Below are 15,154 nucleotides of genomic sequence, written 5' to 3'. Positions count from 1 at the left end.
CAATATATCACAAAATGAGGTGAAGTATACATGGCAAATTTATATGAGTTACAAGGTGCCTATGCTCGAATCCAATCCATGATCGAATCAGGCGAAGAAGGCTTAGAAGATACTCTCGAATCTATCGAAGGTGCACTAGAAGAAAAACTAGAAAGCTATGCAATGGTTATTCGTAATATCGAATCGGATGTTGAAGGTTTGAAATCAGAGGAACAGCGTTTGGCAGGACGTCGTAAAAGCATGGAATCAGATATCAAACGTATGAAAGCTCATATGCAAAATGCGATTTCTTCCACAGGAGAGAAGAAGATCCAAGGTGAAAAATTCACTTTCACAGTACAGAAAAATCCACCTTCTCTCAATATTGTGGACGATAAGGCGATTCCCGATGAATTTGTAACGGTTGAAACGGTTCGGAATATCGATAAAAAAGCTTTATTAGCAAAAGTGAAAATAGAAGAAGTTCCTGGTGTAGAAATCAAACAAGGTGAAAGCCTTCGGATTCGTTAAGGGAGGTGAGTAGAAATGAATGAATTTGAAGTACACGATGCCATAAGGGAAAAGCAAAAGGCCTTAATTGGAATCGTTGGACCTTCTGGCAGTGGTAAATCATTAAGCGCATTAAGGTTAGCATTTGGATTAATGAAAGAAGCCTATCCAGATTTACCAGAAGAAGAAGTGTGGAAGAAAATTGGCGCTGCAGATACAGAACATAAACGATTGTTAAATTATGTGGGTCAAACCTTTGGAAATTTAAAAATCGGATCGTTTAAGCATGTTAATTTTACACCGCCATATAATACAGACCGCTATCAGTCAGCAATACAAGCCTTACGTAGAACTGGTGTGGAAGTAATAATCGTGGATAGCCTTTCTCACCAATGGCAAGGCGAGGGAGGGGTTGTTGAAACACATGGAGGTATGCAAGGTAACTCGTTTCAAAACTGGGGTAAGCTTGCGCCTGAATCTAGTAAGTTGGTTAATAGCCTAACAACTTCAGACATCCACATGATTACAACTTTGCGAGTGAAAAGTGATTATGTAATTGAACAGATTGACGGTAAGAACGTGCCTAAGAAAGTCGGTTTGAAGCCCGTTCAAAAAGATGATATGGAGTATGAGTTCGATACTGTCTTTAGTTTAGGGATGGATCATTACGCTCGAATAAGTAAAGACATCACTAACTTATTTGAAGGTGAGTTTCAGATTACAGAAGAAATTGGCTCTAAATTATATCGCTATTTAGAACTTGGTGTCGATGTACAAGCAGAAGAACGTGCTAAACGTGAAGAGCAAGAAAAAGAACGTCAAATGTTGGTTAAGGGGATTAGAGCGAAAGCTTCAAAAAATGAAGCTACGCAAAAGGTTGTCACTAATTGCGAATTTAAAGCTAACCAATCAGTTGAACAAATGAATTATAGAGCAGTCACAAAAATAGTTGAACTAATAGGAGGAATTTAATATGGGATTCAAAATTAATCACGAAGAAGCAAAAGGGTTTGATTTAATTGCGGCAGGAGATTACGAAGTAACAGTTATCAATTACGAAATGGGTAAATCATCTAACGGTAATAACAAAATTACAGTTGATTATGAAATTCGTTCTGATGTACCTCAAGATCATCAAGGACAAAAAATTCTATATGACAACTTCACAATTACAGATAATGCTATGTGGCGGTTACAAGCTGTTGCTAAAGCTGCTGGTTTCCCTGACGGAATGGAATTTAACTCTTATAAAGAGTGGGCTGAAACATTACGCGGTAAAAATTTAGTTGTCACAGTTGGGCATCGTGAATATAACGGAAAGAAATATCCTCAAGTAAATGGTTTTAAAGAATCGCAAGTTGACACACCAACAAAAGTAGAAGTTTCAGAAGATGATATTCCGTTCTAAATAACAATTTCATAGAGAAGTCCTTTTGCTTGGGCTTCTCTTTTCTATTCTCAAAATAGTATTAATGAATGAAGGTGAAGAGTTGAATTACGAATTTAACGTGAAAGTTATTTTTCATGAAAATTGTATTGAATCTTATGAAAAATATTCTTTTATTGCTAACAGTTATCCTTCTTTCCGCACAGAGTTTTTGAAGCGTTTCGGTAACTTAACGACAACAAATAAATTGATGAAACAGAAAGAAAGGTTGAAACAACTTTCCTATATAGCAGAAAATACGAAACAATTTGTCGGATTTGTAAATGTTAATACAGATTTTGAAATTGAAATCGCTGCTAAAAAAGTGGAATGCATTGATTAGGAGGGCAACTATGATAGCCGAAAGACCTTACAACTTTAACGAAATACCTGCCGAACTCAAAGCCCTTCCACAATGGATCCTATGGCGGTTTGAAGAACGTGGTGGGAAGAAAACAAAAGTTCCATACCAACCAGATGGAGAAATGGCACAAGCAAACAATCGCCGTACCTGGTCTACCTTTGCAACAGCTGTGAAGTTTTATATGCAAGGTAACTATGATGGCATTGGCTTTGTATTCAGTCGCCAAGATAACTATATCGGGATTGATATTGATAAGTGTGTTGTGGACGAAAAGCCGAATACATTTGCTACTGAAATTATTGATACTTTGGACAGTTACACGGAGTTTTCGCCAAGTGGAACAGGGATTCACATCATCATCAAGGGTGGTCTTCCACAGTCTGTGATGGGGACGGGACGAAAAAATGTAAAACATGGATTAGAGATTTACTCTTACGGCCGTTACTTCACTTTTACAGGTAACCGTGAAAATTCGAATGAAGTAATTGAAAGAACAGATGAACTGGCCGAGGTTTTTGAAAAGTATTTTGATGATAGCGACATTCAAGGTCGCGTTAATTTAGCAGAGTTTGAAAAGGATGAAATCAAACATTCTAACGAACAGCTTTGGGAAATGATGTTTCGTTCGAAAAACGGTGATGAAATCCGCAGCTTATTCAATGGCAATTTAGTCAACGATGATCATTCAGCGAGCGACTTAGCTTTATGTAATCACTTGGCATTCTGGACAGGTAAGAGTGCTACTAGAATGGACACCATGTTTCGTGAAACTGCCCTCATGCGTGATAAATGGGATGTAATTCATTTTACAGATACAAATGAAACGTATGGAGAACGAACGATTGCAACGGCCATTTCAACAACTACTGCAACCATATTGGATAACATGCATGAGTATGAAGAGTTCTCATTCAATTTCACTGGTGAAGATGTGGACGACGAGGCAGCCGAAGAAAAGCCGAAAAAGAAATTTCGACTTACCGAACTTGGCAACGCTGAACGAATCGCATATGAATATGGCCATGTAATCAAATATGTAAGTGATATGGGCTGGCTTATATGGGACGGCAAACGGTGGAAGATTGATAACAAAAAAGAAATTGAACGTATCACTGCTAAAGTTTTACGCAGCTTGTACAAATCAGAAGATGAGATGGAAAACAAATGGGCGCGTATGTGTGAACGTAGGAACATTCGGATGAACAGCATTAAAGACTTGATGCCTTTAGTTCCAGGAGAGCGTGAAGACTTTGATAAGCATAAGTACCTTTTCAATGTTGATAACGGCATTCTCAATCTCAAAACAGGAAAGCTGCAGCCGCATAATCGTGAGTTAGGACTAACAAAAATCGCTAATATTTCATTTGATGAAAAGGCTACATGCCCGGAATGGTTAAGTTTTTTAGATTCAATATTCCAAGGCAATAAAGAATTAATCGAATATATGCAGCGATTGATTGGCTACAGCTTAACGGGTGAAATATCCGAACAAATAATGGTTTTCTTAATCGGAGGTGGCTCGAATGGTAAATCAACCTTTATCAACACGATTAAAGATCTTATGGGCGAATACGGCAAGCAAGCAAAATCCGATACGTTTATCAAAAAGAAAGAAACAGGAGCCAACAATGACATTGCACGATTGGTCGGCAGTCGCTTTGTCAGCGCGATTGAATCAGAAGATGGAGAACAACTATCTGAAGCATTTGTGAAGCAAATAACAGGCGGTGAGCCGGTATTAGCGAGATTCCTGCGACAAGAATACTTCGAGTTTATTCCAGAGTTTAAAGTATTCTTCACGACTAACCACAAGCCAGTTATTAAAGGCGTGGATGAAGGTATTTGGCGCCGAGTTAAGTTGGTCCCTTTTAATCTGCAACTACCAAAAGAAAAGCGTGACTTAAAGCTTCCTGAAAAGTTATCTCTCGAAATGCCAGGCATCTTGAATTGGGCGCTTGAGGGGTGCATGAAGTGGCAGAAGATGGGGTTGCCGGAGCCAGAAGTCGTTAAGAAGGCAACAGGCGATTACAAAGAAGATATGGATATATTAGGCCCATTCCTTTATGAATGTTGTTTCGCACCAATGATAGATGAAGTGAAAATTGAAGCAAAAGAACTTTTTGAAGTCTATCAAAACTGGTGTTTCAAAACAGGTGAATTTGCATTGAAGAATCGTGCGTTTTATCGAGCAATGGAAACAAAAGGATTTAAAAAGCAAAAAGGCGCTAAAAATAAAACATTCATTCATGGGGTTACTTTGAAGGAGCGAGAAGTTACGTTTAATCGCCAATTGTTAGCGGAAAACAATGAAAAAAGCGAAAAAGGTTATTTAAGTAACCCATACAAATTGTCTTAGAAAGCCAGTCATATCAAGGGTTTAAACCTATTTTTCTTCTTTTGGGTTACTTTTTGTTATCAATAAAATATATAAATAAAAAAATAATATAAATATATAAGTATATTAGGAGCGTGTTTGAACTTTCTCACTAACCTTCGGTAACAAAAATAGCAGAATCCTTGTGGCTCTAAGGTTGAAGAGGTTTTTGTTTAGTAACCCATAGCTGTTTTTTCGCTAATTTTAAATGTTTTTCACTAACCCTTAAATAATTTAGAGGTGAACAAAATGGTTGGAGATTTTATTAGAGATAACGTTATTCGTGAACAAGGTTGCAAAATTAGTCATAAAGCGTTGTATGAAAATTACGTTAGATATTGTTTTGATTTAGGTGTTAAACCTAATTCTAAAAATAAATTTGGAAGAATGATGAATGAATTTGGCTATGGTGCAAATGTAAATTATTGCGGTGTAAGAATGCATAAAGGAATTCGGTTGAGGAAGGAGTGAGTTTACTTCCATGCAAGTTTTAAAAATACTTTCAACCATCTGGAAATCCGGTGCTGAAATGAGCATGCTGCCATCTGGTGAAATTGAAATGAAAAATCATAAAGTTGTGCCACCTGAAACTATGAAGGCAGCTGAACAGGTATTTCCGCAAATTGAAGATTGGTTTAAATCATGGGCGAACGCAAAACCGATTGATATAACCATTCAAAAAACATTGCATCAATACTGTGGATGGACAAAGAACGAATCGATTATTAATTGGCTCAATAACGATATTGAATCAACTGAATTATTTCATGATTGGACGGTTGTTCTTGCTAAAAATGGTTGGATAGATATTTATGAGGATTATCGCCAATTTGAAAATGATGAATCAAAGAAGATGGCGCAGGAGATATATGAACGTGCTGTTGCATTTGCGAAGGGAGGAAATAATGATGAGGGAAATTAAGTTTCGTGCTTGGGAACCATTAAACAAAAAAATGCGAGTTTTAGATTTCTGCTTGTATCAATTTAACTATGGAAGTCTAAATTCACACAAGTTCGTTCTTCCGCCTAACCACCAGAGTATGCAAAACCCATATACTTTCATGAACTTAGATGCAGTGAAAGTAATGCAATACACTGGTCTTAAAGATAAAAATGGTCGTGAGATTTATGAAGGGGATATATTGCAATTTAGTGGGCGTGTGGTTGCTTGTGGAATTGTTAAATACAACGAAAATTTATGTTGCTTTCAAGCATGCCACCAAATGTCCTGCTGGTTGATTTGCAAGGAAAGTGGAGTGGAAGTTGAAATCATCGGCAATATTTACGAAAATCCAGAACTATTAGAAGGTGCTGCACATTGATTCATTACTCTTACACAGATACAGAAATCAATAAAATCCTAAAAACCATGACCATTGTGGTTGATACTCGTGAAAATGTAAACGGCCATATCCTGGACTACTTACATGCGAAGGATATTCCAGTAAAAATCAAAGCACTCAAAACAGGCGACTATTCTGCTATGATTCCCGCTAATCCTGAGTTTGGCATTCCGAGAGATTTATATCTTAATAGTTGCTTGGAGCGAAAAAACTCGATTGATGAGATTACAGGCAACTTGCAGAAAGATACACGCAAAGCATTTGAAAATGAATTAATTCGAGCAAGTCAAAATCCATTTGTTTTAGTTTGCGAGGATAAGGACGGGTACGAAAAAATCCTTACAGGCAAATACAGAAGTCGTTACGATCCAAAAGCATTGCTGGGTACACTCAAAACTTTTGAAGCACGATACGGATTCAGCATTGTGTTTCTTGATAAAAAATACAGCGGAAATTATATCTATTACCATTTCTATTATCAAGCTAAAGAATATCTAAAAAAGGGAGCGTTTTAACATGGCAAAAGTACAACTTAATCAAAAGGAGCAACACTATGCAGATACACGTATCGAGGCAGAAGAAATCGTTGAAACAGCAAAAGAAAATAAAAATTTAATGATGAACAAAATCACAGAGAAATTCAACAAGTATGGCCAGTATTTCCTTGTTGATTTAACGTACCAATACAGCACACCAAAAGAAGTTATGGAAAGTAAGCCGGAAGATGATACGCCAGAAGGTCAGCTAAGTATTGAAGATGTTGAAGAACCGCATGAGGGTGTGAAATACGAGGTTGATAACAATGGAGTTGTTTCAGTTCCTGAAGAACAATTGAAGACAGATGAAGTAGAGTTTGATGAATTTGCGGGTGCTACAGAATGACCACAGAGGAACTAATCTTAGCAAATCCAACATTGTTAGCAGTACGACAACTGTTAGATAACCAAACGGTTAAAGGCTATGCAAAGTACGGTACAACGGTCAATCCAGATGATTATTCTGTGGAAGAATGGATTGACCACGCGCAGGAAGAAGCAACGGATCTACTTGTTTATTTGGAAGTATTGAAAACAAAATTAAATGAATCGAGCAAGAAAACAGCCAATGAAATGGAACGATTAAGAGAAGCATTAGAAGCCATTGCAGCTGATACGAAAACCTGGACAAACCCAGATGAAACGATTCCATATGTAAATAAAATTGCTAGGGAGGCATTGGTGGAATGAAAGTAAAAGTAAAAAAGCTTGCTGAACATGCGGTAATGCCAGTTAGAGCATATACAACGGATAGTGGTTTTGATTTATTTGCACTTGATCAAGTAATCATCTCACCATTTCAAAAAGTGGCAGTCGGTACAGGGATTGCATTTGAGATTCCGGCAGGTTATGAAATTCAGATTCGCCCAAAAAGTGGAGTGTCATCTAAAACGCCATTAAATGTGATTGTAGGCACAGTGGACAGTGGATATATAGGAGAAGTTAGCATTATTGTTCAAAACGTTTCTAGCGAGCGTTACGAGATTCCTAGAGGATACAAACTGGCGCAGGCAGTGTTTCAAAAGCTACCAGACATTGAGCTTGTGGAAGCAACGGAATTGAGTAGTGGTGATCGTGGAGCAAACGGATTTGGGAGCACAGGGGTTTAGAAGAAATGAGGAGGCATGCTAAATGAGTGAATCTATACCATTTATGCTTGTTACTAATGAGAAAGTTAAAAAGGGTCAAATGATAAATTTTGAGGATAAAAAATGTCGTATAACTTCCATCAATGAAATTGAATGGTTTCAAAATGGCTATAAAGTTATCGGCAGATGTAAACAATCTGAATTAGATAAATGGATGAATGGGATAAAGAATCTGTAGCTTGATGCTAATAATTTTAAAACTAAGGAGGAGGACCAATGAATGTAAGAAACGGAATCTTAATTGAAAATCCACGTGCTCGCCTAAAAGTTGAACGAGTGAATGCTTATAACAAGCAAAGGGATAGCAAGCAATATGATGTGTATGTAGAAATGCAGCACAGAACAGAAAAAGACTGGACAGTCGTAACGCCATTTGAAGAACATTATATTCGCGCCTTAGAACAAGAAGGCTACAAGATTATAAAAAATTTCGAGATTAGAAGAATAGGAGGGTAACAACATGAATCCAACAGAAAGGCGGTTAAAGAATGAGTTAAAACTTAAACGCATTGAGATTATGTACCAGACTACTGAAATCTTTAAGAAGAATTGTGAGCCTTGCACAAAAAAGGATTACGATTCCTTGGAACCTTGCCGGAATTGTCAAACATACAAGCAATTACGAAAGCTTGGCACCGAATTGCTAAATTTGTCCGCTAAAGAAAAAGGTAGCGAGATTCACCATCTTAAAGAAAATTTGCTAGGTACGCTTACACTGAATAAATATAGAGAAATGAAAAAAGCTGGTCTAACTGATAAAAAAATTGCTACAAAGCTGAATACAACTGAGCATTACGTGAAGATATGGAAAAAAGAACATATTCCAAGAGAAAAGTATGGTAAGCTTGCTGATTTAACTGTGGAGGAATACAAAGATTTGAAAGCACAAAAATACACGGAAAAAGAAATTGCTGATATGAAGAAAGTGACAGTCGGTACTTTGTTTATTTGGCGGAAAGAACGGGATTTGGCGTAATCTATATATTTTTTACCCTTGAATAGAACGTCAGTTTGTATATTTAAGCTATACAAAGTTCGACATTTAGATTTAGCAAACCATTATACAATTAAAAGCCATAGAAGACTACTAGAGAGATTTTAGAACTATTTTAATAGTCTTAATCCTCTCGCTGTCTAAATGGCTGTAAGGGGCTTTAAATGAGTTATTTTTAGTTAGAAATAAAGAGGTGAGATTGTGGCAGCATTGACGCGTACAGATATAAAAAAGATAGAAGAATATTGGATTAATCATGAACAGAATAAAAAGCAATTGAAATACCGCGAATGGGAATTGCTTTATCCGTATCAGGAAGAAGAACGGATCGGTGGCATATCCAGCGGTAACATATCCAATTCGACACAGCAAAAGGCTATGGCACTTATGCAGGATGCGTTTTACCAAAATCTCAAGAAGATTGTGGAGGCAATCGAAGGATTGTATACAACATTGGACAGTGATTCTAAAACTATTGTAGACATGAGGTATTGGTGTAGGAATGACTTTTTCGAATGGGAAGATATTGCAGATAAACTATACATGTCGAGGCATAAGGTCTTACGTAAAAGAAATATGTTACTTGATAAGACAGCAAAAGCCATAGGATGGGTGTAAGGGATGCATAAACAATACTAAAGAACGAATAAAATATTCTATTGCTCTGTATGTACTCTTATAAGGAGGAACTTTGGCTTGAAGGATATAATGGATACGATTCAATTTTTTTATATTGACCGTTGGAAGTTTTATGCGTGGATGTTTTCAACAATGGCTTTGTGGTTGGTTATTCCTCACTGGAAAAGTAATCGATGGATAAAAAGAAAAATCGTTTGTTTGTTTATATTTACTATATTCGCATATTACTTCGCATTTAAATCTTTATTTGCTTGAACTTTCTAATACTAGCGAAGTTCACTAAAAAACCATGTAAAGTGATAGCATGGAGTTTTTGATAAGAAGCTTCATGATTCTTCCTTTGGATATGGGCCACTCGTAAAGAGTGGTTTTTTAAGTTCACATTCAATCGAGTGCGGCTTTTTTTTGAATGTATTAATGACAGCCTTACTTTATAAATGTAAAATGTGTAAAGGAGGTCGTTAAATGTTTAAAAATTGGACTAATAGAGACTGGTTATGGTTAACAAGTTATTTTATTTTTATAGTAATAATCCTTTTGGCGAATTACTATCTTGAATGGGAAACTAGTCTATCAATTATATCTAGTGCTACATCAATAGCTTTAGCAATTTTAGCCATTTTCTTGTCATTAAAACAAGATTCTGAAAACAAAATTTCTTCAGATTCCAAGCATTTAGAGTTATCAAAACAATTGAGAGAATTGTCACTTACGTTAATTAGTAAACAAAACGGGATAGCTGAGGTTGTAAATAATGTTGAAGAATCAGTAGACACAAATAGTGAATTGGATGAAAAACAAGATAGTTATACTCAAAAACAATTATTAGAGTATGGAGAAAAAGTCAAAAAAGAAACCATTCAAAAGTTTGAAAAAGAATTAAATAAACAAATATTTAATGAAATTGAAAATTTAAATAAGATTAAAGACAATATTAACGTTAGGAAAATAGATCGTAGGATACCGAAGAGTAAAGCAATTATTAAAGATTATATCGATAGTGTTGATAAATTTTCACTAAATGAGATAGTAAATCACTTAAGTGAATTGGGAATTAATATGACTACCAAAGAAGTTATCATTATGATCAAAGCGATTGAAGAGGAACGTGGAAAATAAAACTTTGAAATATTATTACAGTAGTCACATCAAAAACGATGTGGCTTTTTCTTATGCCTTGATAACGACACATGATAACAGTCCATTAAAGATCGTTACGATGTGGTGACTATGAATTATCGTGTGTTGTTGTGAGGGTGTAAGTCAGGTTCGCTATGGACCTAGATAATAGTTGTGGAGGGATAACATGCAAAAAACGGATGTCACTAAACTTAAACAACAATTAGAAACTGCTTCAGTACATGTAAATGCTTTATCTGTTGAGATAGATGCAATTCGAAATGTGATTGGAAATTTAATTAAATGTCCTCATTGTGGGAGCTTAGAGGTTTCAACCTACATGACTGACAATGCTAAACTTTATCAACTAAAGTGTGACAAGTGCAATCAACTGGTTGAATAGTGTGGAGGGATAGCAACAAATGAGATATAAAAAAGCCAATCCATTCTACTTATCAACCGCTTGGAAGCATAAGCGATTAGAAATCCTCAAGCGTGACAACTACGAGTGCCAATGGTGCAAGGAAGAAGGCAAAGTTCAAACCAATGAAGATACAATCCTTGAGGTTGATCACATACAAGAGCTTGAAGACTTTCCTGAATTAGCTTTAGACAATGACAATCTTCGAACACTTTGTAAAGACTGTCACAACAAAAGACACAATCGTTTTGGTTTCCGTCAGAAAAAGAAAAACAAATGGGCTGATGATGAACGATGGTGATACCCCCGGGTCAAAATTTTCCACTAATTAGGGAAAACTGGAAACCGGTGGGAAGGGTGTACTGTCCAAATTTTTTCGTTTTATCGCGTACGTTAGGGGGCTATAGGGGGGAGGGGGTGTAACTTATGGATTTAGAAAAAATGAAAGAGCAGCTATTGAGCCGCATTGATCAAGATGATTTATTGGAAATTAATAAAGTTGAGCGCATGATTGGCTTTATGAAAGATTTACAAAAGTGTGATGAAAAGATTGAAGCGGAAGGTATATCGCAGATAACCGAAAATGGTTCGCAGCGTTTCAATAAAAGTCATCCATTGCTAAATGAAAAAATTAAAATTAATGGCCAAATTATTGCGTTAGAAAAAACAATCAACTTTATTAATGAAGGTACTGCTGCATCTACCCCAGTTGTGGAAGACCCAGGAGATGGTTTAATTTGATTGTAAATAAATATGTACTTGAATATATCCAACTGTATCGAGATGGAAAAATAAAATTAAATGAAGAACGAATCATGCTGATTGATTATCTGGAGAAGTACATATTCAATCGGGATGATTTATTTTTTGATGATGAAATGATTGAAAATGCCATTAAGTTTACGGAGAAATGGTATTTCACATTAACACCTACAGATAAATTTCTATACGCGTTTGTTTTCTTGTTCTTTAAAGAAAATAGGCGCGTTTTTTATCGGAAAAGTTTATGGTTGGTGGCACGTGGTTTTGGTAAGAACGGTAAGATTTCAGCGCTTGTCAATTTCATGATTAGCCCGTTGCATGGCATTTCGGATTACAATATCTCACTCGTAGCCAATAGTGAAGAACAGGCTAAAACATCATTTGATGAAGTCTACAACGCTATTGGCCGCGGTGGTGCGCTAGGTAAGATGTTTAAGCGTACTAAGACACAGATTTTATCTAATAAAACAAATGCCATTTTGAAATATCGTACTTCCAATGGTGAAACAAAGGATGGTTTGCGAGATGGTGCTGTAGTATTTGATGAGATTCACCAATATGAGAGCAATAAAGACGTAGCTGTTCATATATCTGGTTTAGGTAAGAAAGCCAATCCGAGAGAGTTTTATATTGGTACAGATGGATATGTGCGCGATGGCTTTTTAGACAGCATGAAAGATCTAGCCATAAAAGTATTAAAAGGTGAAGCAAGGGTCAATGCAATCTTCCCCTTCATCTGCAAACTGGATAATGAAGATGAGATCAACAATCCAGAGACGTGGGAAAAAGCTAATCCGATGTTGTGCCAGCCTCGCGGTGAATATGCAGTAACCTTATATGACACGATTTATGAGGAATATGAGAACCTGCAAGATGATCCTTCCACATACGAAGAGTTTGTAACAAAACGTATGAACTTGCCAGTAGTTGATTTAGAAAAATCAGTGGCTAAATGGGAAGAAATCGAAGCGACGAACAGACCTTTACCTGATTATAAAAATAAAGAAGCTATTGGTTGTGTAGACTTTGCGAGCATACGTGACTTTGCTGCAAATGGTTTGTTATTCCGAGATGGTGAGAACTATTGCTTTGAAACACATTCATTTGTCCGTAAAGAGTTTGTGGACAAATATTATGGTTATTCAAGAAAGCCAGATGAACAAACGAGAGAAAAATTCGCGCCAATTCGTGAGTGGGAAGAAATGGGGCTCCTTACGGTTTTGGACGAGCCAACTATTGATGTGAAAAAAGTTGTTGGTTGGTTTGTTGAACAACGTAAACACTGCACTATCAAAAAGATTATTTCGGACAACTTCCGTCTCGAACTTTTACGCAAAGAATTTGAAGATAACGGTTTTGAAGTAGAGGTTATCCGAAACCCGCGGGCTATTCATTCGTTGTTGGCCCCGCGTATTGAAACTGCATTTGCTAATCGTCAAATCATCTTTGGTGACAATCCACTAATGCGTTGGTATACAAACAATGTCCTTGTGAAAATTGATAAGCAAGGAAATAAAACGTATGAAAAGAAAGAACCAATTAGGCGGAAAACAGATGGTTTCCAATGTTTTGTTCATGGAATGTACAGGGCGGATGAAATACTTGATACAGACATCGGAGGAGCATTAGACTTCCTTAATTCATTATCATTCTAATAGCTGTAATTGTGGAAGAAAGGAGGTGAGAAGTTGGGTATTTTGGAAAACTGGCTAAAGAGAAATAGTGAAGCAAAGGAAGCTCGTTGGTTAGCCGATTATGAATTCATCATCGAAAGTTCACAGCGTACTTATTTAAAGGAAATTGCTCTTGAAACCTGCATAAATTTTATTGGGCGTACAATGTCTCAAACGGATTTTCGCCACAAGAAAAATAAGAAACGGTTAAAAGATGATTGGGATTACATTTTAAATGTTCGGCCTAATACAGATACCTCTGCATCGGATTTTTGGCAAGCGGTTATTGGTAAGTTGATTAGAGATAATGAAGTTCTAATCATTCCTTATCAAGGGCAACTTTTGCTTGCTGATTCTTTTTATAGAAATGAATATGCATTGTATGCAGATACATTTAAGGATGTCACAGTTAAGAATTTCACTTTTAATAATCTTACTTGGAACATGGATGAAGTAATGTACCTTACTTACAACAATCAAAAGCTTACTGATTTCATGAATGGTTTAATTGAGGATTATGCGAATCTATTTGGCTCCCTTATAGATGCGAGTAGACGTAGTTATCAAATTCGCGGCTCAGTTGATTTCGATTCACAACAAAAGATGGATGATGAAGAAAATAAAAAAGCACAAACCTTTATTGATAACATCATGAAAGCAGTTAAAACTAGCGTAACTGCCATCTTCCCATTATTTAAAGGGATTACCTACACCGAATATTCTAATGGATCTGTACGTGGTCCAACTATAGAAGAGATTGAAAAAGTGAAACGGGCTTTGATTGATGATGTATCAGATATTTTAGGAATCCCAACAAACCTTGTTCATGGTGATGTTGCTGACTTAGAAAACGCAATGACTTCTTACATCGAATTTTGTATTAAACCATTAACTAAAAAGATTGTGGATGAATTAAATGCAAAGTGTGTTAAAAGAGAAGATTACATGAACGGAGAAAAGTTTGAAGGTCGTGGGGTAACTGATAAAGACATTATTAAATATGCAGAAGCAGTTGATAAATTAGTTGCAAGTGGCGGCTTTTCTCGAAATGATGTTCGTGAAGAATTTGGTCATGAACGTGTTGATGATCCAGAACTAGATAAGTATGTTCTAACTAAAAACTATCAAACAGTTGATTCAACTGTGGAAGGAGGTGAAAAGTGATGAAACATAAAATCAAAGGTGATATTGTAAGTTGGAATTCGAGCATTTGGGATTTTAACTATAAAATGAAGTCAATTAAAGAAGATGAAGATATTGAGCTACAAGTCAATTCCTATGGTGGTGACGTGTTCGCGGGTATTGACCTAATGAACACTTTAAGGAGCCATAAAGGTAATGTGACTGTAGAAATCACTGGTATTGCAGCTAGTGCAGCATCAATTATTGCGATGGGTGCTGATAACATCAAAATGTATTCAAATTCACAATTAATGATTCATAACGCTTGGACTATTGTTGCTGGCAATGCTAAAGAACTACGTAAAGCAGCGGATGATTTAGAGAGTATCGGAGAATCTGTTTTAGCTTCATATACTCATAGAGTTGAGGCTAGTACAGTTGAAAAGTTGCTAGATGAAGAAACTTATTTATCTGCAAGCAAAGCAAAAGAGCTTGGGTTTATCGATGAAATCCTTGATGCTGATCCAGAAACGGTTGAATCTGAACTGTTCCAGAATAAAGCAAAAGCATTCAACAACAACATTGTTGCTCATAAGCAAGAACCAAAAGGTAATGATGAAGCGCTTATGCAATTGATTGGTGAATTGAAAAATGATATCGAACAACTTAAAAACGAAAAGACTAATGAACCTACTCCAGTACCAGTTGCTGCGAAAAAACATGGGTTCATTTTTTAATGGAGGG

General features: G+C 36.3%; 23 protein-coding genes. All 23 read left to right on the top strand.

Annotated features, from left to right (window positions below; all coding sequences use genetic code 11):
* The first annotated feature begins 30 nt into the window (after positions 1 to 30).
* The 23 genes from AC6CHJ_RS10590 to AC6CHJ_RS10480 all read left to right on the top strand — a co-directional run bounded on the left by AC6CHJ_RS10590 (position 31) and on the right by AC6CHJ_RS10480 (position 15,147).
* Complete coding sequence (locus AC6CHJ_RS10590) at positions 31 to 510, top strand: siphovirus Gp157 family protein (protein WP_498288427.1); 480 nt, start codon at positions 31 to 33, stop codon at positions 508 to 510.
* Between the two features lie 15 nt (positions 511 to 525).
* The gene (locus AC6CHJ_RS10585; RefSeq protein ID WP_498288425.1) at positions 526 to 1,461 is read left to right on the top strand and encodes an AAA family ATPase; all 936 of its coding nucleotides are present in this window, start codon (positions 526 to 528) and stop codon (positions 1,459 to 1,461) included.
* 1 nt (position 1,462) lies between these two features.
* A complete protein-coding gene (locus AC6CHJ_RS10580; RefSeq protein ID WP_498288423.1) occupies positions 1,463 to 1,897 on the top strand; it encodes a DUF669 domain-containing protein in 435 nt (144 codons plus the stop codon).
* Between the two features lie 82 nt (positions 1,898 to 1,979).
* Positions 1,980 to 2,258, top strand: coding sequence for a hypothetical protein (locus AC6CHJ_RS10575; RefSeq protein WP_498288421.1), 279 nt, complete (start codon positions 1,980 to 1,982; stop codon positions 2,256 to 2,258).
* A 13-nt stretch (positions 2,259 to 2,271) separates the two neighbouring features.
* Positions 2,272 to 4,635 carry a phage/plasmid primase, P4 family gene (locus AC6CHJ_RS10570; RefSeq protein ID WP_498288547.1) on the top strand — a complete coding sequence of 788 codons (2,364 nt, stop codon included), beginning with the start codon at positions 2,272 to 2,274 and terminating at the stop codon, positions 4,633 to 4,635.
* Positions 4,636 to 4,902: 267 nt separating this feature from the next.
* A complete protein-coding gene (locus AC6CHJ_RS10565) occupies positions 4,903 to 5,124 on the top strand; it encodes a hypothetical protein (protein ID WP_392995876.1) in 222 nt (73 codons plus the stop codon).
* Between the two features lie 10 nt (positions 5,125 to 5,134).
* Positions 5,135 to 5,575 carry a hypothetical protein gene (locus tag AC6CHJ_RS10560; RefSeq protein WP_498288419.1) on the top strand — a complete coding sequence of 147 codons (441 nt, stop codon included), beginning with the start codon at positions 5,135 to 5,137 and terminating at the stop codon, positions 5,573 to 5,575.
* Positions 5,562 to 5,975, top strand: coding sequence for a YopX family protein (locus tag AC6CHJ_RS10555; protein WP_498288417.1), 414 nt, complete (start codon positions 5,562 to 5,564; stop codon positions 5,973 to 5,975). Before AC6CHJ_RS10560 ends, AC6CHJ_RS10555 begins: the two co-directional genes overlap by 14 nt.
* Positions 5,972 to 6,511, top strand: a complete 540-nt coding sequence (locus AC6CHJ_RS10550; RefSeq protein ID WP_498288415.1) for an ERCC4 domain-containing protein — start codon at positions 5,972 to 5,974, stop codon at positions 6,509 to 6,511. Before AC6CHJ_RS10555 ends, AC6CHJ_RS10550 begins: the two co-directional genes overlap by 4 nt.
* Before the next feature lies 1 nt (position 6,512).
* Positions 6,513 to 6,878 (top strand): organic solvent tolerance protein OstA, encoded by a 366-nt coding sequence (locus tag AC6CHJ_RS10545; protein WP_498288414.1) that lies wholly within the window; start codon positions 6,513 to 6,515, stop codon positions 6,876 to 6,878.
* Complete coding sequence (locus tag AC6CHJ_RS10540; protein ID WP_498288413.1) at positions 6,875 to 7,222, top strand: hypothetical protein; 348 nt, start codon at positions 6,875 to 6,877, stop codon at positions 7,220 to 7,222. Before AC6CHJ_RS10545 ends, AC6CHJ_RS10540 begins: the two co-directional genes overlap by 4 nt.
* Positions 7,219 to 7,641, top strand: a complete 423-nt coding sequence (gene dut / locus AC6CHJ_RS10535; RefSeq protein WP_498288411.1) for a dUTP diphosphatase — start codon at positions 7,219 to 7,221, stop codon at positions 7,639 to 7,641. Before AC6CHJ_RS10540 ends, dut begins: the two co-directional genes overlap by 4 nt.
* Before the next feature lie 22 nt (positions 7,642 to 7,663).
* Positions 7,664 to 7,858 carry a hypothetical protein gene (locus AC6CHJ_RS10530; RefSeq protein ID WP_498288409.1) on the top strand — a complete coding sequence of 65 codons (195 nt, stop codon included), beginning with the start codon at positions 7,664 to 7,666 and terminating at the stop codon, positions 7,856 to 7,858.
* Between the two features lie 38 nt (positions 7,859 to 7,896).
* Positions 7,897 to 8,136, top strand: a complete 240-nt coding sequence (locus tag AC6CHJ_RS10525) for a hypothetical protein (protein ID WP_392995860.1) — start codon at positions 7,897 to 7,899, stop codon at positions 8,134 to 8,136.
* A gap of 4 nt (positions 8,137 to 8,140) precedes the next feature.
* Positions 8,141 to 8,656 carry a hypothetical protein gene (locus tag AC6CHJ_RS10520; RefSeq protein ID WP_498288407.1) on the top strand — a complete coding sequence of 172 codons (516 nt, stop codon included), beginning with the start codon at positions 8,141 to 8,143 and terminating at the stop codon, positions 8,654 to 8,656.
* A gap of 219 nt (positions 8,657 to 8,875) precedes the next feature.
* Positions 8,876 to 9,292, top strand: a complete 417-nt coding sequence (locus AC6CHJ_RS10515) for a DUF722 domain-containing protein (protein WP_498288405.1) — start codon at positions 8,876 to 8,878, stop codon at positions 9,290 to 9,292.
* 486 nt (positions 9,293 to 9,778) lie between these two features.
* Positions 9,779 to 10,432, top strand: a complete 654-nt coding sequence (locus tag AC6CHJ_RS10510; RefSeq protein ID WP_498288403.1) for a hypothetical protein — start codon at positions 9,779 to 9,781, stop codon at positions 10,430 to 10,432.
* Positions 10,433 to 10,619: 187 nt separating this feature from the next.
* A complete protein-coding gene (locus AC6CHJ_RS10505; protein ID WP_498288401.1) occupies positions 10,620 to 10,835 on the top strand; it encodes a hypothetical protein in 216 nt (71 codons plus the stop codon).
* A gap of 19 nt (positions 10,836 to 10,854) precedes the next feature.
* Entirely contained in the window at positions 10,855 to 11,154 is a 300-nt protein-coding gene (locus AC6CHJ_RS10500; protein ID WP_498288399.1) for an HNH endonuclease, read from the top strand.
* A 125-nt stretch (positions 11,155 to 11,279) separates the two neighbouring features.
* Positions 11,280 to 11,594 carry a hypothetical protein gene (locus AC6CHJ_RS10495; RefSeq protein ID WP_498288397.1) on the top strand — a complete coding sequence of 105 codons (315 nt, stop codon included), beginning with the start codon at positions 11,280 to 11,282 and terminating at the stop codon, positions 11,592 to 11,594.
* Positions 11,591 to 13,270 (top strand): terminase TerL endonuclease subunit, encoded by a 1,680-nt coding sequence (locus AC6CHJ_RS10490; RefSeq protein ID WP_498288395.1) that lies wholly within the window; start codon positions 11,591 to 11,593, stop codon positions 13,268 to 13,270. Before AC6CHJ_RS10495 ends, AC6CHJ_RS10490 begins: the two co-directional genes overlap by 4 nt.
* A 33-nt stretch (positions 13,271 to 13,303) precedes the next feature.
* Positions 13,304 to 14,452, top strand: a complete 1,149-nt coding sequence (locus AC6CHJ_RS10485) for a phage portal protein (protein WP_498288394.1) — start codon at positions 13,304 to 13,306, stop codon at positions 14,450 to 14,452.
* On the top strand, positions 14,452 to 15,147 hold the full coding sequence (locus tag AC6CHJ_RS10480) for a head maturation protease, ClpP-related (RefSeq protein WP_498288393.1): 696 nt from the start codon (positions 14,452 to 14,454) through the stop codon (positions 15,145 to 15,147). The genes AC6CHJ_RS10485 and AC6CHJ_RS10480 overlap by 1 nt, the downstream gene beginning before the upstream one ends.
* The last annotated feature ends 7 nt before the right edge of the window (positions 15,148 to 15,154 follow it).

The organism is Rummeliibacillus sp. GQ308 (assembly GCF_059759115.1).
Note: the sequence above shows the minus strand (reverse complement) of the source record. Positions and strands in the feature narration are given on the sequence as shown.